This is a genomic window from Alteromonas sp. KS69, assembly GCF_003989595.1.
GTDB lineage: Bacteria > Pseudomonadota > Gammaproteobacteria > Enterobacterales > Alteromonadaceae > Alteromonas > Alteromonas naphthalenivorans.
The window spans coordinates 513,426-537,197 of record NZ_PYHU01000005.1 but is presented as its reverse complement, the minus strand read 5'-3'; the positions used below and the strand labels follow the sequence as shown (position 1 = coordinate 537,197).

At 44.7% G+C, this 23,772-nt stretch carries 23 protein-coding genes and 1 tRNA gene; 14 read left to right on the top strand and 10 right to left on the bottom strand.

The genetic code is table 11. The annotated features are described in order from the left end of the window. On the top strand, positions 1–1,165 hold a 1,165-nt coding region (locus tag C7Y69_RS05730), incomplete at its 5' end, for a reverse transcriptase domain-containing protein (RefSeq protein WP_126872062.1). A gap of 304 nt (positions 1,166–1,469) precedes the next feature. Continuing rightward, positions 1,470–2,966 (top strand): IS66 family transposase, encoded by a 1,497-nt coding sequence (gene tnpC, locus C7Y69_RS05725; protein ID WP_126872061.1) that lies wholly within the window; start codon positions 1,470–1,472, stop codon positions 2,964–2,966. Between the two features lie 493 nt (positions 2,967–3,459). On the opposite strand, the gene C7Y69_RS05720 is transcribed toward tnpC, so the two are convergent. Then, positions 3,460–3,536: transfer RNA gene (locus C7Y69_RS05720), tRNA-Ile, on the bottom strand. Positions 3,537–3,871: 335 nt separating this feature from the next. Between C7Y69_RS05720 and C7Y69_RS05715 the strand changes: the two genes are divergently transcribed. Together C7Y69_RS05715 and C7Y69_RS05710 are read left to right on the top strand one after the other, a co-directional pair. Next, the gene (locus C7Y69_RS05715) at positions 3,872–4,669 is read left to right on the top strand and encodes an MbnP family protein (RefSeq protein ID WP_013785270.1); all 798 of its coding nucleotides are present in this window, start codon (positions 3,872–3,874) and stop codon (positions 4,667–4,669) included. Positions 4,670–4,955: 286 nt separating this feature from the next. Continuing rightward, entirely contained in the window at positions 4,956–5,285 is a 330-nt protein-coding gene (locus C7Y69_RS05710; protein ID WP_013785269.1) for a hypothetical protein, read from the top strand. Between the two features lie 20 nt (positions 5,286–5,305). Here C7Y69_RS05710 and C7Y69_RS05705 read toward each other — a convergent pair whose 3' ends face one another. Beyond that, a complete protein-coding gene (locus tag C7Y69_RS05705) occupies positions 5,306–5,965 on the bottom strand; it encodes a hypothetical protein (protein WP_126872060.1) in 660 nt (219 codons plus the stop codon). A 239-nt stretch (positions 5,966–6,204) separates the two neighbouring features. Here C7Y69_RS05705 and C7Y69_RS05700 point away from each other — a divergent pair, with 239 nt between their 5' ends. From C7Y69_RS05700 to C7Y69_RS05665, 8 genes are all read left to right on the top strand, one after another. Further along, on the top strand, positions 6,205–6,537 hold the full coding sequence (locus tag C7Y69_RS05700; RefSeq protein ID WP_013785267.1) for a DUF3718 domain-containing protein: 333 nt from the start codon (positions 6,205–6,207) through the stop codon (positions 6,535–6,537). A 369-nt stretch (positions 6,538–6,906) separates the two neighbouring features. Continuing rightward, entirely contained in the window at positions 6,907–7,365 is a 459-nt protein-coding gene (locus C7Y69_RS05695) for a CidA/LrgA family protein (RefSeq protein ID WP_013785265.1), read from the top strand. After that, a complete protein-coding gene (locus tag C7Y69_RS05690; RefSeq protein WP_013785264.1) occupies positions 7,358–8,077 on the top strand; it encodes an LrgB family protein in 720 nt (239 codons plus the stop codon). The genes C7Y69_RS05695 and C7Y69_RS05690 overlap by 8 nt, the downstream gene beginning before the upstream one ends. A gap of 185 nt (positions 8,078–8,262) precedes the next feature. Next, positions 8,263–9,258 carry a response regulator gene (locus tag C7Y69_RS05685; protein ID WP_013785263.1) on the top strand — a complete coding sequence of 332 codons (996 nt, stop codon included), beginning with the start codon at positions 8,263–8,265 and terminating at the stop codon, positions 9,256–9,258. Further along, positions 9,258–9,749: a PAS domain-containing protein gene (locus C7Y69_RS05680; protein WP_013785262.1), complete on the top strand. Its 492-nt coding sequence runs from the start codon at positions 9,258–9,260 to the stop codon at positions 9,747–9,749. The genes C7Y69_RS05685 and C7Y69_RS05680 overlap by 1 nt, the downstream gene beginning before the upstream one ends. A gap of 98 nt (positions 9,750–9,847) precedes the next feature. Further along, the gene (locus tag C7Y69_RS05675) at positions 9,848–11,674 is read left to right on the top strand and encodes a DUF1566 domain-containing protein (protein ID WP_126872059.1); all 1,827 of its coding nucleotides are present in this window, start codon (positions 9,848–9,850) and stop codon (positions 11,672–11,674) included. A 2-nt stretch (positions 11,675–11,676) separates the two neighbouring features. After that, a complete protein-coding gene (locus tag C7Y69_RS05670) occupies positions 11,677–12,204 on the top strand; it encodes a DUF1566 domain-containing protein (RefSeq protein ID WP_013785260.1) in 528 nt (175 codons plus the stop codon). Positions 12,205–12,405: 201 nt separating this feature from the next. Beyond that, positions 12,406–13,215: a DUF2884 family protein gene (locus C7Y69_RS05665; protein WP_126872058.1), complete on the top strand. Its 810-nt coding sequence runs from the start codon at positions 12,406–12,408 to the stop codon at positions 13,213–13,215. Between the two features lie 54 nt (positions 13,216–13,269). Here the strand turns inward: C7Y69_RS05665 and hemW are convergent, their stop codons facing one another. From hemW to C7Y69_RS05645, 5 genes are all read right to left on the bottom strand, one after another. Further along, the gene (gene hemW, locus C7Y69_RS05660) at positions 13,270–14,409 is read right to left on the bottom strand and encodes a radical SAM family heme chaperone HemW (protein ID WP_126872057.1); all 1,140 of its coding nucleotides are present in this window, start codon (positions 14,407–14,409) and stop codon (positions 13,270–13,272) included. After that, positions 14,402–15,004, bottom strand: coding sequence for an XTP/dITP diphosphatase (locus C7Y69_RS05655; protein WP_013785257.1), 603 nt, complete (start codon positions 15,002–15,004; stop codon positions 14,402–14,404). The genes hemW and C7Y69_RS05655 overlap by 8 nt, the downstream gene beginning before the upstream one ends. A gap of 278 nt (positions 15,005–15,282) precedes the next feature. Further along, positions 15,283–15,420 (bottom strand): hypothetical protein, encoded by a 138-nt coding sequence (locus C7Y69_RS21515; protein ID WP_185864142.1) that lies wholly within the window; start codon positions 15,418–15,420, stop codon positions 15,283–15,285. 41 nt (positions 15,421–15,461) lie between these two features. Beyond that, on the bottom strand, positions 15,462–16,706 hold the full coding sequence (srmB, locus tag C7Y69_RS05650; RefSeq protein ID WP_126872056.1) for an ATP-dependent RNA helicase SrmB: 1,245 nt from the start codon (positions 16,704–16,706) through the stop codon (positions 15,462–15,464). 151 nt (positions 16,707–16,857) lie between these two features. Further along, complete coding sequence (locus C7Y69_RS05645) at positions 16,858–18,036, bottom strand: multifunctional CCA addition/repair protein (protein WP_126872055.1); 1,179 nt, start codon at positions 18,034–18,036, stop codon at positions 16,858–16,860. 129 nt (positions 18,037–18,165) lie between these two features. On the opposite strand from C7Y69_RS05645, the gene C7Y69_RS05640 reads away from it, so the two are divergent. Further along, positions 18,166–19,077: an ExeA family protein gene (locus C7Y69_RS05640; protein ID WP_013785254.1), complete on the top strand. Its 912-nt coding sequence runs from the start codon at positions 18,166–18,168 to the stop codon at positions 19,075–19,077. Next, on the top strand, positions 19,070–20,314 hold the full coding sequence (locus tag C7Y69_RS05635) for a general secretion pathway protein GspB (protein ID WP_126872054.1): 1,245 nt from the start codon (positions 19,070–19,072) through the stop codon (positions 20,312–20,314). Before C7Y69_RS05640 ends, C7Y69_RS05635 begins: the two co-directional genes overlap by 8 nt. A 66-nt stretch (positions 20,315–20,380) precedes the next feature. On the opposite strand, the gene C7Y69_RS05630 is transcribed toward C7Y69_RS05635, so the two are convergent. From C7Y69_RS05630 to leuC, 3 genes are all read right to left on the bottom strand, one after another. Then, positions 20,381–21,604 carry an HD-GYP domain-containing protein gene (locus C7Y69_RS05630; protein ID WP_126872053.1) on the bottom strand — a complete coding sequence of 408 codons (1,224 nt, stop codon included), beginning with the start codon at positions 21,602–21,604 and terminating at the stop codon, positions 20,381–20,383. A 151-nt stretch (positions 21,605–21,755) separates the two neighbouring features. Beyond that, positions 21,756–22,367 (bottom strand): 3-isopropylmalate dehydratase small subunit, encoded by a 612-nt coding sequence (leuD, locus tag C7Y69_RS05625; protein WP_013785251.1) that lies wholly within the window; start codon positions 22,365–22,367, stop codon positions 21,756–21,758. Between the two features lie 3 nt (positions 22,368–22,370). Further along, positions 22,371–23,771 (bottom strand): 3-isopropylmalate dehydratase large subunit, encoded by a 1,401-nt coding sequence (leuC, locus tag C7Y69_RS05620; protein ID WP_013785250.1) that lies wholly within the window; start codon positions 23,769–23,771, stop codon positions 22,371–22,373. Position 23,772: the final 1 nt, after the last annotated feature.

Sequence of the window (23,772 nt, the reverse complement as noted above, 5' to 3'; positions counted from 1 at the left end):
GGGCCTTGGTGAACGGTTACGAGAATGGGTGCTTGATGCAGATATTAAAGGATGCTTCGATAATATCAGCCATGAATGGATGCTAAAGCACTTAAACATTGACAAACCAATCCTTTCACAGTGGTTGAATGCCGGCTTCATGGAGTCTGGCAAGGTATATCCAACACTTGCAGGAACACCGCAAGGAGGGATAATCTCGCCGACGTTAATGAATATGGTATTGAATCAACTGCAAGGAACAATTGAAGAAGCTTCAGGTGTTAAAAGAGGTAAGCACCGTGAAATTCGTTCTAATGTTAAGAGAGTCTCTGTAATCAGATATGCTGATGATTTTGTTGTAACGGCTCATTCTCAAGCGTTTTTGGTAGATACAATATTGCCTTGTATTAATGAATTTATGTCCCAACGTGGTTTGGCATTATCGCCAGAAAAAACGCACGTTAGGCATATATCAGAGGGTTTTGATTTTCTTGGTCAAAATCTCAGAAAGTATAATGGCAAATTACTGGTCAAACCCAGTAGCAAAAGCGTTCTACATTTGATGAATAAGTTGAGACTTACGATCACCAAATATCGCTCTACTCGACAAGACAGGCTAATCTTTCAGCTTAATCCAATATTAAGAGGTTGGTGTAATTATCACCGACACAGTGTCGCAAAGGAAGTATTTTGCAAGATTGACTCTGATATATGGTTGCTACTCTGGAAATGGGCATGTCGTAGACATCCTAGAAAAGGAAAACACTGGATTAGGGCTAGATACTTCCACTCTGTTGGTGCGCGTAATTGGACATTCTGCACCGGTGATAAACAAATAGCCTTATTTCGGTTAGCAGCAATACCGATTGTGCGACATCCAAAAATCAATTCCGATGCAAACCCTTACGATCCGACACATGAAACTTACTTTGAATCTCGGCTTGATGTGTTAATAAATTCTCGCAACAAAGAACGCCTGCATAGATTATTATCACGTCAAAATGGTGAGTGTTTGTATTGCAAAAGGAAAATAACGGCTAAAACTGGTTGGAATATTCACCGCCTAGTGCCTTTATATTTAGGTGGTGATAATAAGACGAGTAATACCGTGGTTGTACACCCTTCTTGCCATAACAGCATTCATAAAAGTAAAAATACTGCTGCGCCATCCTACATGGCGTTATAACGACTTGAGCGGTATGCGGGGAAACTCGCACGTACCGTTCTTAGAGGGCTGGGCTCGAGTAATCGGGTCTGGCTACTCGACAAAAACATCGCTTTAAATGGCCTGTCGATGCGAACTTAAAACAGATGCATATGAGTGAACAGCAGCTACAATGGCTGTTATCGGGCTACGATGTCATAGGGCATCAGCCGTTGCACTACAACGCATCCGGCTTATAACCTGTGATCATAAGTAGCGATTAACGATCACGAAATAGTCTTAATAATGTAAGGTAATCAGCAGCTTAATACGGGATAATAGCGGTATGAACGAGAAAGAATACCAATCCCGCATCGCTGAACTTGAAGCGCTTCTTGAAGAGAAGAGCGCGCGGATTGCCTATTTAGAAGAACAGTTCCGTGTTGCCCAGCACAAGCAGTTCGGAAAAAGCACCGAAGGCCACCCTGGGCAAGGTGAGTTGTTCAATGAAGCGGAAGAACTGGTTGTTGAAACTGAAACAGCTGAAGAAGCGATTAGCTACACTCGTAAAAAGCCTGTACGTAAACCGCTACCGAAAGACCTGCCTCGCGAAGTTATTGTTCACGATATCAGCGATGAAGATAAAGTCTGTGACTGTTGTGCCAGTGAGTTACATCGCATAGGTGAAGATAAGTCAGAGAAGCTTCAGTTTATCCCTGCTCAGGTAAAAGTGATTGAGCATGTTCGCCCTAAATATGCGTGCCGTACCTGTGAAAAGGACGGTATCAGCAACACGATTAAACAAGCGCCCGTACCTCACAGCGTGATTCCAAAAGGCTACGCAACGCCAAGCTTGTTAAGTCAAATCATCACCAGCAAATATCAGTATGGGTTACCGCTTTATCGCCAAGAATCTATGTTCAAACAACATGGTATCGAATTAAGCCGTAAGACGATGGCGGACTGGATAATCCGCTGCGCTGAGCTGTTTAAACCGCTTTATGGGCAGCTTCATCAACACCTGTTAAAGCAACCTGTTATCGCGGCGGATGAAACCACGCTAAAAGTGGTTGAGTCTGAAAAAGCGAACAGCTATATGTGGTTGTACGCCAGTGGCGCTGATTCACCTAGCGGTAATATCCCCGATACAGCGACATCCAATATCGTGTTGTACGATTATCACAATAGTCGCGCTGGGCAATGCGCAGTAGACTTCCTTAATGGCTATAACGGCTACTTACAAGTGGATGGCTATAAAGGCTACGAGCAAACGCAAGCGACCCTTATCGGTTGCTGGGCACATGCACGTCGTAAGTTCATGGAAGCCAAAAAAGGTGCGGGTAAGAAAGGCAGCGGAAAAGCAGATTGGGCACTCAATCATATCCAAAAGCTCTACCGCATCGAAACGCAGCTAAACGATAAAACGGTCGAAGTGCGCTACCTTACCAGACAAGAAAAGAGCCTACCGTTGCTCAATCAGCTTCACGCATGGCTAATGAAATCAGTTCAACAAGTGTTACCGAAAACCAAATTAGGCGAAGCGATACAATACTGCTTGAACCAATGGGAAAAGCTTGTACGTTATACACTCGACGGCCAACTAAAGATTGATAATAATCGCGCTGAGCGCGCGATTAAACCGTTCGTGATAGGCAGAAAAAACTGGCTATTTAGTCAAACCGCCACGGGCGCAAACGCCAGCGCAATGCTCTACAGTATCATCGAAACCGCTAAAGCTAACGACCTCAATGTGTTCGAGTATGTGATGACTTGCCTTGATGAACTCAGCAAGCCCGACGTCGACATCGAGCAACTGCTACCATGGCAGTTTGCTAAGCGATAGGTGGTATTGCCGGACGCTTACATTAAATTGACTCAAAACCATATTACATAAATGAATAGCGTGAAGCGCCAAATAACTAGAATCAATGGCAGGCTGTTTAGATGATATGCGCAAAACTGTTTAAGTTAAGAGCAACTAAATTATTTTTTATATCCCTTAAGGTATTTTCATCGAAGTTAATTTTGGTGATTTCCATAAATGACATCATCTATACTTAAGTATTTTTAGTTATATAAAATTCTATATAAAAGTTGAGTTACAGTTTGTTCAATAATACTCGAGTCAGCAGTGGAATCGATAACTTAAGAATTTATTTTTACACGAATTTCGGTTACTAGGGGCGATCCCCAATCAAACGTGGCTACTTTTTAAAATGGAATTTAGGGAAAATAGAGGTGGTCCTAGTTGACCTTGGTCGGGATTGGCGATTTATCTGGTAAAACAGAAAATAGTGAGAAGTTATTCACCATCTAACCCACGTATTTAGTGGAGATGGTGGCCCCACCCTGACTTGAACAGGGGACCTGCCGATTATGAGTCGGATGCTCTAACCAACTGAGCTATGGGGCCATATTTGAAATCGCTTGCTTGAAAACGTGAAACGTATCAATGAAAAGCGAGCGCAAGTATAAGCAGTTTTATTTGCCTTGTCACGCCTAGGGTTAGGCTTTGTGAACAGTTTGCTTTATTTTTGTTCAGCTTTACCTGCATTTGTGATGAATTTGCATTGTTATCACCTTCTTTACCTTGCTCGAACACCTCAATCCTTGACGAGCCAGCCTTATTAGCCTCACTATGATCCTTAGCAACAGGTCGTTTATTAGTTATCACCTCTGGGCGAAGGGGTTAACACCACTATACCAAGGTCCTAGCACCTTAAATTCAAACAGGAAGTACAGATAGAAATGAAAATGCACGGGCGTTTAGGTGTCATATTAGCGGTTATTATAGGGTTGTCGGGCTGCGACAAGCTGGGCTTGAGTGAACGAGAAGTGGGCGAAATCCCATTTACGCTTACGGGCATTGAAAATAGCGCATGCCCATTAATGGTAAAAGTAGGGCCTACAAAATGGCAACTAGATTACTTTGGCTTCTACTTAACCAAACCTGAAGTGCGTATTGACGGTAAATGGCAGCGAGTATCTTTTAAGCAAACGCAGTGGCAAACCCAATCTACTGCCTTATTAAAGTTCCATACGTTATGTAGCGCGCCACAAAATGCCAATAATAAAATCATTCTAGATGTATCGGAAGGTCTATTAAAACTGGCGACCAACCTTAGGTTCACAATGGGGCTTCCCTTTGATGTAAACCATACCGACCCTCTAGCTCAAGCATCACCGTTAAATGATACCAGCATGTTTTTAAACAAACAGTCGGGGCATCGTTTCTTACGCCTGGATTTATCTCACGCGGGGGCTAACAATAAACAGTGGCAGTATCATTTGGGCAGTGCTAATTGTGAGTCTGAATCCGCTGATGCAGCGCCTGAAGCATCTTGTGCCTTTACTAACAGGGTAGAATTCATTTTACCGATGACACAGCTCGATAGCGAACTGGCACTTGAGATTTCGGTTTCAAATATACTCGCTCAGGTCGACCTTTTAGAGGCTGATAGCTGTGAATTTGGAAGCCCTGAAGCACAACCATGCAAGCAATTGCTACGTAACTTACTGAATAGACCATGGATAAAGTGGGATTAGGCTCGCGCTAAGGGCGTATTATAGACTTTCGGATACTAGAGAGGCTGCGGCTCGCGGGTCATAATAATAGCGAGCGCATGGGTTTAAGTAGAAATTAACCATGCTAAATAGTTTTTTTAATCAATGATAGATGCTTTTATACGCGCGAACGTGAATTTAAGCTTATACTTTAAGCAGAGATAATAACCTATCGCCAATAGGTTATGCTGTGCACATAGTGTCGAAATTTGCTATCTTAATAAAAATAAATGATTCCTGAACAAGGCGAACTGGCGCGGAGAGAAGAATGACAGAGAAGGCCTTCCTGATAAGCGGTAGAAATACCATTATCCATAAAATTCGAAAGTTAGATTTGCTAGTAACAAACGGCGACGAAAATCCGCCCATTATCGTTACTTATAAAGGTATCAAGCAGTACGAAGGGAAAATCCCTGAGAATAAGCGCGATGCTAAAATGATGGATATGGAACTTGTTGATATTACGACAAGCGATGTGTTTGGCGATGAAAAAACCTTAGTGTTTATTCAAACCCTAAATGGAAAAGAATATAAAATCGATTACACGAAAATCGGTACTAGTATGTTCATCAAAATCCATCAAGATAGCATTTTCTAGTTATTAGAAATTATGTGGGGTCAGCAAACCTGTCCCCAGTTATCTGCTAGCTGCGTATTAAACCCTGCTATTGGCCGTGCTTCTCCTTTAAGTTGCACATAGCGCTGTTCAAATATTGAAAATCGACAAATATCTACTGGCGTAACCTCTGATGCGTTAACGCTATTTATGATACCTGCAGTTTCCAGCCCTTCGGCAATTAACTCGGAACAAAACCAACTACTGAAGTCTTCTTGGTTGTAGCTAATGCTTCCTAAAATAGGGTGGCTATCTAACGCGTCTACAGCGGAACCAAAAAGTTGTAGTACGTCATAGGCCTTGCCTTCTTGATCAAACATGAAATTAAAAAAGTCATGTTTATTTTGCTCGAACTTATCGCGAGCAGATTCACCTAATGGTAGCCACCACATGTCGCCGTCGTAGGTATGCACCCGTTCACTTAAGCGGTTAGTCATCACGCCTTTTTTACCGTCATAAACGGTGGCTTCCATAACTTGATTAAAGTACCGACCCGACGCTTCGTCACGCATTTTGGTTTGCATAACAATAGCAATGTGAGTTACGGCTGAGCGGGTGGTTAACTTTGTCCATCGAGAGAAAAGGCTGTTTCCGCCAAAAGCGATAATATCGCCTGGACGCATTTGTTCTCTAATGTGATGGTATTTTTGCTGTTCTAACATGATTACCTCCTTGTCTAATGACTGAGTGATTTGTATCAAAGTGTGTGTAACCTGCGACCAGTAAGCGTTTTAGTATGGTTAATTATCGGCTTCTATCGGCCGTTTATCGCTTGGTCTCACGTAACAGAGTTTTAACCTTTTTATAGCGCGAATGTCATATTTTTTCACTAGTTTATGCTCGCGAAGGCAAAAGTAGTTGTCGACGCATCATTTAACTACTCTCATTTGAGGAACTTGATATGGATATGTCACGCCACGTTAGATTACCCGCTTTGTTTGGTTTTGGAATCACTCTTGCGTTGTCTGCAAGTCTAGCCAATGCAAATGGGTATCCTGAAAGCACTGAACAAGACCTTGTAGCAGTTTGCGAAGCGATAAAAGAAGATAATCGCTTAGCATTGCATAAAGCAGTAAAACGCAGTCGTATCAGTTATAAAAATTTGCACAGAGGATTAGTGTGTAACGGCGAAGATATGCTGTCTTTCGCTCAGTCACACAACGCGACGTCAACAGGCGACTATCTTGCTCGCAAAGTAAAAGCTGATAAATCAGTCTTAACGGCGAAACGTTAACGGCAACTAAATCAGACTTTATGATTGAATTTTAAATCCCTGGATTTGGAGCTACTGATTTTCAGTAGCTCTTTTTTATTTAAAAAGGGGATTAAACTATCAAGTTCATGCGTCATTCCTTTACGCTCTAAACTTTTAAGTACCAGCCTTTTAAGTACCAGCCTTCTAAGCTTGAGCCCTTTGCACATAATCTGCCTATATTCTATTTCCTTCTCTCTATTTCCTTCTCCATAAGGCTTGGAAAGAAAAACGTCGAAAAAGACCAATGTCTTACTAGCGTCATATTCGTTCAGCTGATAGACTGTTTTCGCTAAGAAGTAAGTGCTTTGTCTACTCACTTACTGGGTTTTCAGGAGAACAAGAAGTGTAATGGTTGAACTACGACAATGGATAACCGGCGCGATATTAGTACTTGGATGTTATTACCTTGGTACGTGGCTGTCTTCTTCAACAGGTTTACCCCTGCCTGGTGCGCTTACTGGCTTGCTCATTCTTTTAGCGGTGCTTTTTATCGCTCCTAAGGCCGAACCTCTTGTGGCACGTGCCGCCTCTCCTTTACTCAGTCATATGTCGGTATTGTTTGTACCTGCTGTTCTTGGCGTTAGCGCATATTGGAAGGAAATAGCAGAAAATGGGTGGGCCATAGGTATCGCGATAATTATCACTACCTGCATAAGTTTAGGTATTAGCGCTAAAATAGCAGAAAAACTACTTTCCTCACGCCATGCACACCTTTCGCAAGTACCTGCTAAAAAAGATACAGCCGAACAAGTCACCGAGCAAAAGGTAGTGAAAAAAATGGTGAGAAAGGGAAGTGACAATGATTGAAGCTATTAGACATGCCGCTACGCTTTCGGGTGTGGCGTGGCTTGCAATTACGCTACTATTTTATTGGATTGGGTTAACCATAAACCGAAAATATTACCGTTACCCGATTTCTCACCCACTTATTTTTACGGCGCTAAGTGTGGGAGTGCTCGTGTATTTGTCCAATACTGCTATGACCCATTATCAGCAATCTGCTGGTTTGTTGCATTGGTTGTTAGGCCCTGTCACTGTTGCGTTGGCACTGCCTATTTATCGACAATGGCAACGCTTGCGTCACTATGGTTTACCCTTGCTGTTAAGTATAGTGGCTGGCGGTATTGTAGCGCCTATTTTAGCTTGGGCTGCACTGTGGGCGTTTAACTCGCCAGTTAGTCTTCAACTCACTATGTTAGCCAAATCTATTACCACGCCCCTCGCCATGGAAGCATCGGCTCAAATAGGTGGAATTCCTGCTCTTGCCGCTGTGTTTGTCATTACAACCGGTGTAGTAGGCGCCATTGCCGCTACGAGTGTTTTTCGTATTTTTAAGGTAACCGATACGCAATCTCAAGGCGTTGCGCTAGGCACGGTTGCCCATGCAGTAGGAACCGCAAAATCGCTCCACATGGGCGATGAAGTGGCAGCCATGGCAACACTAGGTTTGTGCGTAAATGGCATATTTACCGCTATTATTTTGCCATTAATATTTAGTTTTCTCTCACCATCTCTTTAATTTTGACTACAATGGATAAAAAGCATTTCATTCGAAAGTGCTATTGTTAGTTTCGACGTGTCACGTCAATATATGAACCGTCAAAATTTATCGCTTCAGTTCGAAGTATTAACGCCGATACAGTGTTGATTACAACGCATTGTAATTTTCACTATTATCAAAAAGCTAGGTGGTAAGATTATTCAATGTTTTCTGTACTCGTCTGTGACGACTCGTTAGTCGCTCGAAAACAAGTTGCCAAATGTTTGCCTCAGGACTGGGAAATTGCCGTGCATTTTGCAAAGAATGGGCAGGAAGCACTCGTTGCACTCAAAGAAGGGAAAGGCGACTTACTGCTACTTGATTTGAACATGCCCATACTCGATGGTTATGGCACGTTAGAGGCAATTAAAGCGGAAGGCTTGTCGACTAAGGTCATTGTCATTTCAGGTGATATTCAACCTGAAGCTTACGATAGAGTAACGGCCTTGGGGGCATTGGATTTTATTCGTAAGCCGGTCTCACCTCAAACCCTTGCTGAAGTGCTCGATAAATTTGACATATTGCACAGCGAGCCAGAGCCCGTTGTTGAGGCTGCGCCGTTAGATCCTGATATTCGTGACTGTTACCAAGAAATAACGAATATCGCCATGGGGCAAGCCGGTGATCACTTAGCCCGTATTATGAACGTCTTCGTTCGACTTCCTATTCCTAATGTAAACCTTATTGAAGTCTCTGAATTACATATGATGCTTTCAGATATTGAAAGTCATGAGCAAGTTACTGCTGTGTGTCAGGGCTTTCTAGGGCCGGGCATCAGTGGTGAGGCCATTTGTATTTTAAGTGACTCGAGCTTTGAAGATGTGGCAAAAATTCTCAACGTTGAGGGCGAAGTGGATGATCAGCTACAGCTAGAACTATTAATGGATGCGGCCAGTATTCTTATCGGTACTTGCCTTACTGGCCTAGCAGTGCAAATGGATGTTAACTTCAGCCAAGGTCATCCCATTGTTTTAGGGCAGCACCGAGCTATTACTGAAATTATCAGTATGAATCAGATTAGATGGAAACGAACCCTCGCCATCGAGCTAAGCTATGGCTTAGAAGGTTACAATGTTCAATGTGATTTGATTTTGTTGTTTACCGAAGAGTCGATGAAAATGATGAATTCGAAACTTGCCCACCTGTTGGAGGACTTCTAATGAGCCAACAATTGGATGATATACTCGAATTCCATTGGATGATGGACATGCTTCAAACGGTTGATGTAGGCATTGTTGTGCTAAATCGACAGTTTAAAATTCAAGTCTGGAACGGCTTCATGGAAAGTCATAGTGGCATGCTGCCTAGTGATGTTCGTGATAAATCGCTTTTTGACTTATTCCCTACCATTAAAGAAGACTGGTTTACGCAAAAGTCTAAACCGGTATTTGATCTAAAAACCAGAGCCTTTATGACCTGGGAACAGCGCCCTTATTTATTTAAGTTTCCTAACTACCGGCCGATTACAGGTAGTGAGTCATTTATGTATCAAAACATCACACTGTCGCCATTAATATCGGCTACAGGAAACGTTGAATACATCAGTATGATGATTTACGACATGACAGATGTTGCGGTGGGTAAAAAGCAACTTGAAGCCATACAAGTGCATATGACGGAAGCACAAGAGCGTAATCAGCTCGCCCGCTAATATTTACTTTTATCGCCACAAGTACTTGCGAACCACCCCCATTTTTTATTCGAGCTAATCAACACGTGGCCACAGTTGCACGTGTTGCCGGAGTCACTATGCGAACGTTTTTCCAGTTTCTATTCTCACCCCAACTATTGCCATTAGAGGCGAAAGCAAACGCTGTCTCTTCCACAAAGCATTTCATTTTAGTCGCTACGGTGTTTGCGTTAGCTGCGTGTGGCGGCGGAGGCGGTGATTCAGATGGCGGTAGTGGCTCTAGTAACAGTGACTTAGTGATTAACGCCGGTGACGATGCAACGGTTACCGAGGGCGCAAGTTATTCCTTGAGTGCGGTAGTGAGTGGTGGGAATGAAGAATATACTTATCGCTGGTCGGCATCGCCTTCACTGACTATCACCCACGAAGACACTAGCGATTCTGCTGCTAGCTTTGAAGCACCAAGCGTATCAAGTGCCACTGAATATACTATTACCGTAACGGTTAACGACACGGGGGGCAACGAAGCCAGTGACTTGACCATTATAACCGTGGTGCCGATTAATATTGCACCAGAAGCAATTATTGATGTGCCCGAGTGGGATGGTTTAGACGCAAATAATTTCCCTGGCGGCGTAGAAGTTATTTTTGATGGCAGTAGCAGTACCGATGACGACGCTACAGACGAGAGCGCGTCCATCTCTGATTACAGCTGGACGCAAACCGATGGTACTAACGTTATTACGGGGGAAGAAACCAATTTATCTACTCTCACCATAGTGACGCCTATTGCAAATGATGCGCAGACCTTGAGTTTCGAACTAACAGTAACCGACAGTGAAGGCACCACCGACACGGAATCTGTGACTATTTTTGTTCAGTCGGAGTCAGATACACTTCCCGTCGTTGACGCAGGTTCCTCACAAGGCGTATTCAGCGGTGAAACGATTGTACTAGATGGCGATGCCAGCACCAGTATTCCAAGCTCATTACCCCTGACCTACGATTGGGAGCGCAGCAATAACGTCTCTTCAATAACCTTACCTGCTAATGCGGCAGATGCAGCTACCTTAAGCCAAAACGTAGACATACAAGCAATTGACGATGAAGATGACTTATCGACGTTTGCTATCGCACCTGCGGTAACGGAATATACTGTAGTGGCTTACACATTAACCGTGACCGATGCCAACGGTAATCAAGTAGAAGATACAATTAATGTGGGTGTACGCCCCATGCCGACTCCTTTAATGAATGATACTGGCGTGTTGCAGCAAGCAACTGATAATGCGCTTACTGAAGCGCAACAAAACGAGTGGCCAGGTCAAGATGGTCAACGAGGCGCAGATGTTGTTGAACAAAATGGATTAATTGAGAAAGCCGGACGAGGTAAAGCGGGCTTCGATTATACCCGCTTAAATGCCAATGGTGATGAACAGGATGCCAGTGCAGATACGTGGTCATGCGTACGCGACAACGTAACGGGCTTAGTGTGGGAAGTTAAAACCGACGACGGTACACTGCAAGATAAAGACTACACTTATTCATGGTATAGCGACGATGTTAATGGCGGCTATGAAGGTGATTTAAGCGGCAGCGATACGGTTTGTTCACTGACCAACTGCAACACACAAGCTTATGTGACAGCGCTAAACGCTCAAGGATTATGCGGTTTTTACGATTGGCGTATGCCCACCCATCAAGAGCTTTTCTCGCTCATGCATTTAGGTATCTCTGATAGTATGACCATTGATGAAGACTACTTTCCGTATACTGGCGTACTTTCAGCAAACCCAGTGTGGTACTGGACTTCTGTACCAAGCGCCGACGGTGTAAACAGCGACGATGCACAAAATGCATGGGCGCTGGATTTCGATTCTGGGGTAGATAATTTCTTAAATAAATCCTCGGCGGCAAAAGTACGCTTAGTAAGAGCGGGGAGATAATCATGAAAACATTTGCACCTTTATTAGCACCGATAGCAGCATCATTGATGTTAATTTCTACGACTCTTTCGGCACAAACCTGTTTGTCCGATGGGCTTGAAACCACACCTGATGAAGACTTTACCACTATTACCAGTAGTACGGTGTTGCATGAGCCTACCGACTTGGTGTGGGAGCGGTGTGCAGAAGGGCAAACATGGGATGGGTCTACCTGTGATGGCGAAGCTGTGAAGTACACATGGCAGCAAGCATTGAAGTTAGCGCAAGCGGCCAGTGATGAAGACTTATTAGGTTGGCGACTTCCTAATGTTAAGGAACTTGCCACCATTGTTGAGCGTGACTGTGTACGCCCCGCTGTAAATAGCACCATGTTCCCAGAAACGCCGCCAGATGACTTTTGGACATCTACCCCTTCGGTTGATGACCCCGATAGGGCGTGGGTAGTGGCTTTCTTCAATGCGAGCCATTCAATTAAAGAGAAAGATCGCTTTATTTACGTAAGATTGGTGCGAACGTACACAAACGATTAGCGAATATGCGCCAATCTTCAATTTATACTTTAGGCTAATGCTAAGGTTGTATGGTAGGAAATATGAAAGCGCGCACTTATAATGCGCGCTTTTCTTATTGCTAGCAGGCATCCATGTTGACCTTGATACTTCACCCTGATTTTTCGCAGTTTAGACTCATGTCGCCTTCCTATTTGCGTGTAAGCTAGCCACAATACTCCCATGAAATATTTTGAACGCCTTTTACTAGGTATTGTAAGCACAGTGCTATTTGCTGGATGGATTAAACCAGCCTCGGCAGAAATCTCGTGCAACATTGATTTTGCGTATGGCTTAGCGGTTAACGACACTCAACTTCGCGTTATGGAAAAGTCTCGCACGCGGGTGCAAATTAACGATCAAACTCAACTTTTTATCGATGGTCGTTGGCAAACCCTTACCGCTGAGCAAAGCGAGTGGTTAGGAGAGTATGCGCATGGCCTACATTATGTGGTGCCCAAAATGATAGTGTTGGCTACCGAGGGTGTCGACCTGGCAGTAGATACTATTGAAAGTGTTTACTTGGGTTTAGTAGGAAGCGACCACGATAGCTACGAGCGCTTAAATAGCGCCATGAAGCGAGTGAAGGTAAGAGTTAAAGATAAGTTTAGGCACGCAAGCAATCACTATTTCATTGGCCCAGGATCGTTAGAAAGTGTGGATGATTTTGTTGATAGTGAAATTGAAGCCCAATTGGAAGAGGCTATTTCCACCTCGGTAGGTGGTATTTTGTCGGCGATTAGCGGGATCAATACCAATAGTGATGAAGTGAACAGCGAGAAAGTGGCTGAAATTACCCGTCAGTTAGGCACGGTAGGCGAACAGCTTGAAAGAGATATGAACAGCAAAGCGACCAGCCTGCGGAATAAAGCAGAGTGGATTTGTAACAAGCTAAAACGCTTAGATGTTGCCGAAGAAAAGCTTCGCGCTTCAATACCCGCACTGCAACCGTATAATCTCATTATTTCCCACTCCCCAGAGGAAATGGAATAGCGGATAGCCTCGCACTAATCTCTGATAATTCAAGCCAACCAATCTCAATACCACCTATACAAAACATGACAGTAAAGTGTTCAGGTAACGTCTGCCTTTGGCGGTGACCTGCCAATGGGTATCGGTGATATCCAGCAGCCCTTGTGCCTGTGCATCATCCAATGCATCTTGATATTCTTTCGTTAATTCAACACCGGTTAATGCAGGGTAATCCTCGATAGGGCAGGGCTCTACCAATCTAAAGCGGTTCATGAAGAATTCAAAAGGTAAGTCTTCAGCAGGTACTTGAGTTTCAGTATCTAAATAAGGACGGCTTATTTCCATATAGCCACGAGGGTGCTTAATTTTAACCGTGCGCGTAATCGTGCCCGTGGGGATATCTGTAATTTTTCCGTGTGCACCGCAGCCTATTCCTAAGTAATCCCCAAAGCGCCAGTAGTTAAGGTTATGCTGGCACTGATGCCCCGCTTTTGCGTAAGCAGAAATCTCATATTGCTCGTACCCAGCAGCTTTTAAACGGGCATGCCCCTGTTCTTGAATGTCCCATAAAATATCATCATCGGGTAACTCAGGGGGACGTGAATAAAAAGGTGTATTGGGTTCAATCGTTAGCTGATACCACGACAAATGATAGGGTGACAACGCCAGTGCTTTGTCTACATCAGACATGGCATTTTCAACACTTTGCTCAGGCAAGCCGTGCATTAAATCAAGGTTAAATGTAGGTAGCCCAGCGCTGTGTGCCTGATTAATCGCTTCTATGGCTTGGGTATCGTCATGAATGCGGCCAAGTACCTTTAAGTGGGCTGGCTGAAAGCTTTGTATACCTACTGAAATGCGGTTGATACCCGCTTGATAGAAGCCAGCGAAACGGCCACTTTCCACCGTGCCAGGGTTGGCTTCCATAGTGATTTCGGCATTATCTGCCAAGTTCACGCGCTCGCGAATGCCTTTAACTAGGTCGCTAATCGCCTCGGCTGAAAATAAGCTAGGTGTGCCACCGCCTATGAAAATAGTTTCAACGGTCCTATCGCCTATGCGCTTAGCATCTATGGCTAAGTCATCAAGCAGATGAGCGACATACTCTTTTTCGGGCAATGCTGACTTTAAGCCGTGTGAATTAAAATCGCAATATGGGCATTTTTGTACGCACCAAGGAATATGCACATACAAACTTAGTGGAGGATTACGCAAAGGTGTTTCTCATCGTTTCTAATAGTATAGCCAGTGCGTTTCCGCGGTGACTAATACGGTTCTTTTCAGCTTTATCTAACTGTGCGGCTGTGCAGTTGTGAGATGGCACATTGAAAACAGGATCGTAACCAAAGCCGCCATCGCCTTCACGAGATTTAAGAATTTCACCTTCCCACTTACCTTGGCTAACGAGTGGGACAGGGTCACCTGCGTGACGCATGAATACCAGTGTGCAAAAGAAGTGGGCTTTGCGGTTATCAGAACCTGCTAACTCACTTAAAAGCTTGTCGATATTGTCGCTGTCGGTAGCATTAACTCCAGCAAAACGGGCTGAATAAATACCTGGCGCGCCACCCAGGGCGTCGACCACTAAGCCCGAATCGTCAGCAATAGCGGGTAAACCTGTAACCTTGGCAGCATGTCGCGCTTTAATAATGGCGTTCTCAACAAAGGTAGTGCCCGTTTCAGGCACGTCTTCCACGCCCAATTCTTTTTGCGCGATGACATCTACACCGTACTCAGCAAACAAGCTGGTGAATTCACGCACCTTGCCCTGATTACCAGACGCAAGCACTATCTTTTGAGGAAAAGTCATAAAAATACCTTAACAAATTTAATTCAGTTTTAGCTGGCGCTGGCTAAGCTAAGCAGGAGACCTAACTACCCCGTAACCACGCGGTGAATACATCCCTGTACGCCCTTCTTTTGCATGTAGGCCGCATCCATGCGGCAGAGGGGTTACTGTGCAGTTAGTTCTCCTACTTGCTAGCCTGTGTCGCTAATATTGCAGTTTTAATCGCGATTTATTTAATAGCTTGTGTAGCAGATTAAGAGCAACTTAATAAGGCACCGTTTTTAAAAAACTTTGAATGGCTAAAGGTGGTTTATACCTGCCGGTTTCGCAGATTGCCCTGAATTGGGAGAAAGCTTGCGCAGCCAATACACCTGATTGGCCGCGCTAACCGTGCCATCGCTAACCGTGCCATCGCCAACCTCGTCATCAACTAGCACGCAAATGGCCGCATCACTTATCCCCGCGTCAGGTTATCGCGTTAGCGCTTCTTCGTGCGATTCTTAATTTTTGGTTTCGCTTTGGACTTGGCTTTTGCTTTGTCTTTCGCCGTTAGCTTTTTCTTTCTTGGGCCAATTTTGGGGGCTTTATTTTGCGGACGAAGTTCAGCGATAACCCGGGCTTTGATTGGTTCTTCGGTGTAGCGCGCTGCTTTGGTGATAAATTCAAAGTCGTGGGCTTCTATCAAAGATATCGCAGTGCCTTTGGCGCCAGCACGGCCGGTACGTCCAATTCGGTGAACATAAACGTCGGCTTTACGTGGCATATCGAAGTTAATAACATGGCTAACTTCAGGTACATCAATGCCTCGCGCGGCTACGTCGGTAGCTAAGAGTACCGGCACTTCGCCACTTTTAAAGCGCGTTAAGGCAGCCATACGTTTATCTTGTGGCATTTCGCCTTGTAACCAGCACACCATAATATCTTGCGATGCTAAATAGTCTTTAAGCATTTGCAGGCGTTCGCGGGTTTTAACGAATACAACCGTGGTAGTCGCTTGTTCTTTTAATATATGAACGAGCAATGCCTTTTTATGGTTTAAGTCATCAGCTAAGTGATACCACTGGTGAATTTTGTTCTTTTCTTTGCGTGATGGAAAGGCTTCAATCACTTCAGGATTTTGCAGAATGTCTTTGGCAAACTGACTTACACCGCCGCCTTCCAATGTGGCAGAAAATAGCATGTTCTGTTTGCGCCAGCGTGCTTCACTAGCAATCTGGTTCACAATAGTGCGGAAACCCATGTCTAGCATGCGATCGGCTTCATCAAGAATAAGGCACTCGATGTCTCGACAATCGGCCATTTCATTTTGAATATGCTCGAATAAACGCCCTGGTGTCGCCACCAAAATATCGATGCTTTGGCTAAGGGTTTCTCTGTCGGTACCGTAGTTAATGCCACCGGTGATCACACCGCTAACAATGTCAGTGTGCTTGGTTAACTCTACGGCTTGTTCATACACCTGCAGCGCAAGTTCGCGGGTAGGGGTAAGAATAAGAATGCGAGTTGAACCTGGCTGCTTACGCGGGTAGTCGAGTAAAAACTGACAAACCGGCAACAAGAACGCAGCGGTTTTACCCGTGCCAGTAGGCGCAGACGCTAAAATGTCGCGTCCGTCCATTGCATGAGGGATAACCAAAGATTGTACGCTGGTGGGGCTCTCGTAGCCCATATCCGCCACCGCGTGGCAGAGTTCTTCGTCTAATTCGAGATCTTCGAAAGTCATAGTATAAAAACGCTCATATTGAATGGGGCGTATTGTAGCATTTATGGTACAAAACGTAGAAAAAAAACACGTAATAGGTAATTTACCGATGTGTTTTGTGTGAGCTCTTTATAAAAGCTCATTTTTAAAACGCACTTGCCAGTGCGCCTTATCAAAGTAGTGCGCTTATTTTTTCCAATTTAGCGTTGTTTAGTGCTTCACGAATTTCTGGGCCTTTAAATCCTTGAGCAATAATGTGCTGAACATCCACGGCATTGGCTGCCACTAAGGCTTGAGTTATCAACGCTTCGCGCTCTGGCCAATGTAATGAACTCATAGTGCCGGCCTGCGCTGAATCAGAGGGGTGCATTGCAATTGGTTGCAGGGCATTAAGAAAAAGCCTAAAGCGCTCAGGTCGTCGCCATGCATCGGTTTTATTAAACACTGTTAACAGCGTGTCGGCGTCTAGTTTGTCGCAATTAAGAAGTGATGTTTTATGCGCGCATACCATTTCAGCAATGTCGCTTACCGTATTTTGCACTTTTAATCGTTTACACAGTTGCTGAACGTCATTGAGTGATAAGCCTGAACAAAGCGCTGCAAAACGAACTTCTATTGGCGCAGACGGACTGGCGTCTTGTTCTTGTGGTTGAGAGTGCGTTTGCCTTTGAATTTGTTTGAGCGCTTGAATGCCAGTATTAAAAGCGCTTTCAGACTGACTAAGTTCTGCAAACCAGTCGTCTAAGCCGTTGCACGCTTTTAAGGTTTTGAAAAATACCTCGGGCGTGGCTTCAAGTAAACTTCGCTTGGTTTCTTGCCATACTCTTTCTGCACTTAGGCTAGTTAATTCACCAGACTTGGCCATGTCGGTCATCAGGCTTAGGGTTTCTTCAGCAATGGTGAATCCTAAGTAGGCATAGCGGGTGGCGAAACGGGCAACGCGAAATACCCGCAGAGGGTCTTCACTGAACGCTTCAGAAACATGACGAAGTACTTTATTTTGTAAATCTTGTTGGCCATGATAAGGATCGATAAGTTCGCCGTCTTGATCTCGGGCAATGGCATTTACCGTTAAGTCCCGGCGTTTTAAATCCTCTTCCAACGTAACCGAGGTAGAAGCGTCGCACTCAAAGCCTGTATAACCGCTTCCCATTTTACGTTCGGTACGGGCAAGTGCGTATTCTTCTGAGGTTTTGGGGTGTAAAAATACAGGAAAGTCTTTACCGACTTGAGTGAAGCCTTTAGCTAGCATTTGCGCTGGTGTTGCTCCTACCACAACATAATCTCGTTCGGTAACGGTTCTTCCCAAAAGGGTGTCGCGTACCGCGCCGCCAACTAAATAAACCTGCATGTAACCTCTATTTTAAAATTTAACTCAGCCAATAGTTATTATTACAGAAGCAGATTGTATAAGCACACTTTGACTTCTGTTCACGCTCTGGTAGTTTAAATCGCGTTTTCAACTTCAACAGCGAATACCATGTATTTGAATTACTTTGGGTTAAGCGATAATCCGTTTTCAATCGCACCAAACCCCGATTACCTCTATATGAGCCCGCGGCACAAAGAGGCGTTAGCTCACCTTACTTTTGGGCTAAGTGAAAGTGGCGGTTTTGTTATGCTTACCGGCGAGGTAGGTACAGGGAAAACCACGGTTTCTCGTAAGTTATTGCAACAATTGCCGGATAACACCCAAGTAGCAATGATACTAAACCCAACGCTTTCTGCGCTGGAGTTGCTCGCCACGGTATGCGATGAACTTGGTTTACCGTACCAAGAAGAGAAAGCCAGCTTAAAATACTTCACCGATTTGATTTTATCTAAATTGGCAGAAAATCACCAACAGGGCATGAATACGGTGTTGATGGTTGATGAAGCGCAACATTTATTGCCTGAAGTGTTGGAGCAGTTGCGGTTACTCACGAATCTAGAAACCAACCGCGAAAAATTACTAAAAGTGGTATTAATTGGTCAGCCTGAATTACAGCAACTATTGAAGCGTAACGAGCTAAGACAGCTCGCTCAGCGTATTACTGCGCGCTATCATTTACTGCCCCTTACCGCCCCAGAAGTTAGTGCTTACATAGCGCATAGGCTTAGTGTGGCACACGGTGATGTGAGTATTTTTAGCAAATCTACTTTGCGGGCAGTGCATCAAATAACCGGTGGTATTCCAAGAGTTATAAACTTGCTTTGCGATAGGGCATTAACGCTTTCTTTCACCAAACAACATGCCGTAGTGCAAAAGCCTATTTTCCTTGCTGCGGCACAGCAAATTCTTGGTGAAGATGTGGTCAGCCAGCGTATACAGGGTAACCGTAAATGGTGGCTTGCTAGCGCATTTGTAGTGGCTGTGTTTTGTGGCTATGGCCTAGGGAGTTTATATGTCTAACATTCTTAGTATTAGTGACCTAAAGCCCGGCATGGTGATTGTTAGAATTACGCAACAGAATGGCCCGGTTAAAATTCGAAAATCCGGCCTGGTCTCCAGTGATGCTATGGTGGAAGGCTTAGCAGAAATGGGGGTTCAGGAAATAGAAATAGATCCCGATCAAACCGTAGAGATTGCGCCTGCAGCGACAGCTGGCGTCGGACATCGAACGCAAACCCAAGCGCTATTACGTGGCCAGCACGATACCAGCGCAAAGTTCGACAAAACGCTATCTGACCAATTTAATCGCAGTTTGTTTTTGCCTACCGTGCAAGGGCTGCCTTCCATGTGGAAGGTATATGGTAAAGAGCTGGCGACTTACTCAGCGATTGTTGCAGGTGGTTTATGCTTAGGGTTTCTGATTGCCACGCGAGGGGAGTGGTGGCCTACCGTTACTGCGTCGGTTGTGGAATCTATTCGACCTGAAGCTCCAAACACCATTGGCATCTCGGAGCAAGGCTCCCAAGCGCTTGCACAAGCCCCTTCACAGTTACCTGCGCAAGTGAACTCTCAAGGCAGCGAACAAGGGGCTGAACAAACTACAGCGCCTGAAACTACGCCACTAATGGTGCCCAATGCATCTGAACAAGTATCAACGACTAGCGATAATTCACCTTCTGAAAATATCGCTTCGCAAGAAGATGGTTCAGATCGCATAGCGCAAGCCGCTAATACCAACCCAAATTCGCAGTCAGTGCCAAGCCAAGCACGGACGGAAAACCCATCACGGACGGAAAATCAGACGCGGTCGGGAAATCAAAATGACGCTGATGATACCCTCGACTTAGCCGCGGCTGAGGAAGAAGGGCGGGTGCTTAATTCTCAAGGTAACCAAGATGACAACAAGATTGAAGTATCGCCAGAACTGTTAGCGCGTTTTAATCAAGCGGTGGCAGCGCTTGATACTCAAGCTGAGAACAATGATTTTGAGCCGGAAACGAAAGTGACGGTACGAGATAATATTCAGCGTGTTGATCAGTTGCCTGTACGGCTATTAACGCGGTTGCCCTCTATGAATTTCAGTGCGCATATGTACGCTTCACGACCAGACGATCGTTGGGTGCGAGTGAATGGCATACAAATGAGTGAGGGTGATTGGATTGACGATAAAGTGCAAATTGTCAATATTGAAGCGCAGCAAGTGGTGCTAGGTTTTGAAGAAGAACTCTTCACCATGGCGGCGCTTACTGACTGGTAGTAAAGGCGCTAGGTAATGGGTATTGAAGTGAATGTTAATACCCTTGGCTTATAGTCAGGGTGCTCATTAGTCTGGCGCTTGATTTACCAATACGTCTTGAAAGAAATTCGACAAGTTCACGTTGAAATCATCGGGCCGCACGCCCGAAACAATTTCATCGTCATTATCACTTAAATCTAACCGAGTAATATCATCATATTGCTGGGATGGAACGCTATAAAATGTCATTACAATGGGACTCATTGTACTAAGTGGGTTTTGTTGGCTGACAATGGCAAGTTTCCCACTTTTTAGCCTAACAATTGAGCCTACAGGGTGCACTCCCATGCATGTGACAAATTGGCTAACCAAGGCTTGATCGAGGCTCTTATCTTCCGTTAATCGTTTGAGGGCCTGGGTGGGGCTAATACTTTCTTTGTGGGGACGATTGGACACCATAGCATCGTAGGTATCAATAATACCTGCAATGCGCGCAAATTCTGAAATTTCCATGTCTTTGAGTGCTTTAGGGTAGCCACTGCCGTCTATGCGTTCGTGATGTTGCGCAATAATCGATAACACTAAATCCGAAATATCACCGCACTGCTCCACAAGCTCAACACCAATATCAACATGGGTTTTCATCACTTCCCAATCTGCCGCTGACAAGTCTTGAACACTGTTGTGAACATCCATAGGTAACGACGACATGCCAACGTCCATTAACAATGCCCCTAGACTCGCTTGGTCTATGGTTCCTCTGTCATAGCCAAGAAACTGGGTAAACATGCCCATTAAAATACTACAGTTGATAGAGTGTTCTAGCAGGTAAGCGTTATTGTTTTTTATCAGGGTTAAGCAGGACAGGGCGTCCTTGTTATCAAATATACTATCGATAAGGCTCTGAGCTAGTTCTTTCACTAATTTTAAGTCGTTTACCGCACCACGATTAAGTGCAGATAAAAAACCGTTTTGTATATTTATCGCATCAAAGTAAAGCCCATTAGCTTCTTTCATTGCGTTTCTTGTAAGGCTATTTGGGGCTGGCGACTGCTCTTCTTTTACGTTAGTAGACGCTTGAACGATTGTTTCTGAAGTGGGAAGGGGAGCTGAGTCGGTTGCTGGTTCGTGAATAACAGACTTCTCGAAGTCTACTTGAACAATCTGTATCCCGCGAGATTTTAAGGTGTTGATGACCGTTTGATGTTTTATAAGGCCCTTTGAACGCATCCGTAAGCTGCCAGTTTGTTTAAGTACTTGGTTGATGTACATCCCTGGTTTGAGATCATCAATAGGTACTGCTTTCAGCATAAAGACTCCATTCAATTTTTTGAGCGATGTTAATTACTTACTAAAGTTAGGCGAAGTACGAGTACTTCGCCATCACTACGGCGCAAAATTCCACTGAACGATACTAAAGTTTAAACTTTACGTTTAAGAGTGAGTATTTTACAGCCAGTATTTAAATCCAAGCAGGTTGCTTAGCTTCGTAAGCCGAGATTTTGTCGGTAAGCTCAAGCGTTTGGCCAATTGCATCTAACCCTTTTAGCAAGTTAGTTTTATGGTGATCCGCAATGTCGAAGCTAAAGCTATTCTCACCAAAAGTTACAGTTTGCTCTGGTAAGTTAACCGTAATTTCTAGCGCTGGATTGGCTTCTACTGCTGCAAATAGCGCGTCCATTTCACTGCTGGCAAGCGCAACTGGCAACAATTGGTTGTTAATGCAGTTGCCGTAAAATATATCAGCATAGCTGGTGGCAATAATGGTTTTAAAACCAAAATCGTTCAGCGACCATGGCGCATGTTCACGGCTAGAACCACAACCGAAGTTTTCTCTGGTAAGTAGAATACTTGCACCGGCAAACTCAGGTTTGTTCAATGAGAACTCAGGGTTAGGTACTTTTTCTTCTAAATCCAAATAACGCCAATCGTGGAACAAGTGCTTTCCATAGCCCGCACGGGTTACACCAGTTAGAAACTGCTTAGGAATAATTTGGTCGGTATCTACGTTAGCTTGGTCTAGCGGTACCGCTGTACCTGTATGCGCGGTAAAACCTTGTGTTGTATCAGACATTATTTACTCCTGAAAATCTCTAACGTCGGCGAAACGGCCCGTAATAGCGGCGGCAGCTGCCATCGCTGGGCTAACCAAGTGGGTGCGTGCACCACGGCCTTGGCGGCCTTCAAAGTTTCGATTACTGGTTGATGCGCAGCGATCGCCAGCCACCAGTTTATCGTCGTTCATACCCAAGCACATAGAGCAGCCCGGCAAGCGCCACTCAAAGCCAGCATCGGTAAAAATTTTATCTAACCCTTCAGCTTCCGCTTGTTTTTTCACATGACCTGAACCCGGAACCACAATGGCGGTAACCGAATCGACCACTTTGCCGTTTTTAGCAATATGGGCAGCTGCACGTAAATCTTCAATCCGACCATTAGTACAAGAACCGATAAACACATGGTTTACGGCAACATCGGCAAGTTTATCGCCTGCTGATAATCCCATATAGCCCAAGGCTTTTTTGGCACTTTCTTTTTCGATAGGATCAGAGAAATCATCTGGGCCCGGCACGGGTGCATCAACACCAATAACTTGGCCTGGGTTTGTGCCCCAAGTAACCTGAGGTGCAATGTCAGCCGCTTCAAGCTCTACTACTGTGTCAAAGCTTGCGCCTTCTTCAGTGTAAAGGGTTTTCCAATAGGCTACTGCGTCTTCCCAGTCTTGGCCCTTCGGCGCATATTCACGGCCTTTAAGGTATTCAAAAGTAGTGTCATCTGGTGCAATTAAGCCTGCTTTAGCACCGGCTTCGATACTCATGTTACACACGGTCATGCGCTCTTCCATGGTTAAACCGGAAATAGCTTCACCCGCGTATTCAATAACGTGCCCCGTTGCGCCTGCGTGACCAATTCTACCAATGATGGCAAGAATAATGTCTTTCGCAGTAATACCAACAGGAAGCGTACCATTTACCTTAATAAGCATGCTTTTCGCACGGCTTTGCTTAAGGGTTTGAGTTGCTAATACGTGCTCAACTTGAGACGTACCAATACCAAATGCTAGGGCACCGAATGCGCCATGGGTGGCAGTGTGTGAATCGCCACATACTACTGTCATGCCCGGTTGAATCAGGCCTAGTTCAGGGCCCATAACATGCACAATACCCTGCTTTTGATGGCCAACAGGGTACAGCTGAATACCGTGTTGTTCACAGTTATTCGCAAGGGTGTGAAGTTGAAGCGCATTTTGCGGGCCGCATGCATCTATCGCCAACGAGCGAGTAGAAATACTGTGATCCATGGTACCAACAGTGCGCTCAGGGCAACGTACTTTACGGCCTTTTTCATTTAAGCCAGCAAAAGCCTGAGGCGAAGTTACTTCGTGTATAAGGTGGCGATCGATATAAATTAAGCTGTCTTCGCCCAATTGATCGATAATATGTGCTTGCCACACTTTGTCGTATAAGGTCTTGGCCATG

Excerpts from the sequence above, each read along its gene's own strand:
- tnpC (WP_126872061.1), top strand. The coding sequence starts at position 1,470 with ATGAACGAGAAAGAATACCAATCCCGCATCGCTGAACTTGAAGCGCTT.
- C7Y69_RS05715 (WP_013785270.1), top strand. The coding sequence starts at position 3,872 with ATGAAAATGCACGGGCGTTTAGGTGTCATATTAGCGGTTATTATAGGG.
- C7Y69_RS05710 (WP_013785269.1), top strand. The coding sequence starts at position 4,956 with ATGACAGAGAAGGCCTTCCTGATAAGCGGTAGAAATACCATTATCCAT.
- C7Y69_RS05705 (WP_126872060.1), bottom strand. The coding sequence starts at position 5,965 with ATGTTAGAACAGCAAAAATACCATCACATTAGAGAACAAATGCGTCCA.
- C7Y69_RS05700 (WP_013785267.1), top strand. The coding sequence starts at position 6,205 with ATGGATATGTCACGCCACGTTAGATTACCCGCTTTGTTTGGTTTTGGA.
- C7Y69_RS05695 (WP_013785265.1), top strand. The coding sequence starts at position 6,907 with ATGGTTGAACTACGACAATGGATAACCGGCGCGATATTAGTACTTGGA.
- C7Y69_RS05690 (WP_013785264.1), top strand. The coding sequence starts at position 7,358 with ATGATTGAAGCTATTAGACATGCCGCTACGCTTTCGGGTGTGGCGTGG.
- C7Y69_RS05685 (WP_013785263.1), top strand. The coding sequence starts at position 8,263 with ATGTTTTCTGTACTCGTCTGTGACGACTCGTTAGTCGCTCGAAAACAA.
- C7Y69_RS05680 (WP_013785262.1), top strand. The coding sequence starts at position 9,258 with ATGAGCCAACAATTGGATGATATACTCGAATTCCATTGGATGATGGAC.
- C7Y69_RS05675 (WP_126872059.1), top strand. The coding sequence starts at position 9,848 with ATGCGAACGTTTTTCCAGTTTCTATTCTCACCCCAACTATTGCCATTA.
- C7Y69_RS05670 (WP_013785260.1), top strand. The coding sequence starts at position 11,677 with ATGAAAACATTTGCACCTTTATTAGCACCGATAGCAGCATCATTGATG.
- C7Y69_RS05665 (WP_126872058.1), top strand. The coding sequence starts at position 12,406 with ATGAAATATTTTGAACGCCTTTTACTAGGTATTGTAAGCACAGTGCTA.
- C7Y69_RS05655 (WP_013785257.1), bottom strand. The coding sequence starts at position 15,004 with ATGACTTTTCCTCAAAAGATAGTGCTTGCGTCTGGTAATCAGGGCAAG.
- srmB (WP_126872056.1), bottom strand. The coding sequence starts at position 16,706 with ATGACTTTCGAAGATCTCGAATTAGACGAAGAACTCTGCCACGCGGTG.
- C7Y69_RS05645 (WP_126872055.1), bottom strand. The coding sequence starts at position 18,036 with ATGCAGGTTTATTTAGTTGGCGGCGCGGTACGCGACACCCTTTTGGGA.
- C7Y69_RS05640 (WP_013785254.1), top strand. The coding sequence starts at position 18,166 with ATGTATTTGAATTACTTTGGGTTAAGCGATAATCCGTTTTCAATCGCA.
- C7Y69_RS05635 (WP_126872054.1), top strand. The coding sequence starts at position 19,070 with ATGTCTAACATTCTTAGTATTAGTGACCTAAAGCCCGGCATGGTGATT.
- C7Y69_RS05630 (WP_126872053.1), bottom strand. The coding sequence starts at position 21,604 with ATGCTGAAAGCAGTACCTATTGATGATCTCAAACCAGGGATGTACATC.
- leuD (WP_013785251.1), bottom strand. The coding sequence starts at position 22,367 with ATGTCTGATACAACACAAGGTTTTACCGCGCATACAGGTACAGCGGTA.
- leuC (WP_013785250.1), bottom strand. The coding sequence starts at position 23,771 with ATGGCCAAGACCTTATACGACAAAGTGTGGCAAGCACATATTATCGAT.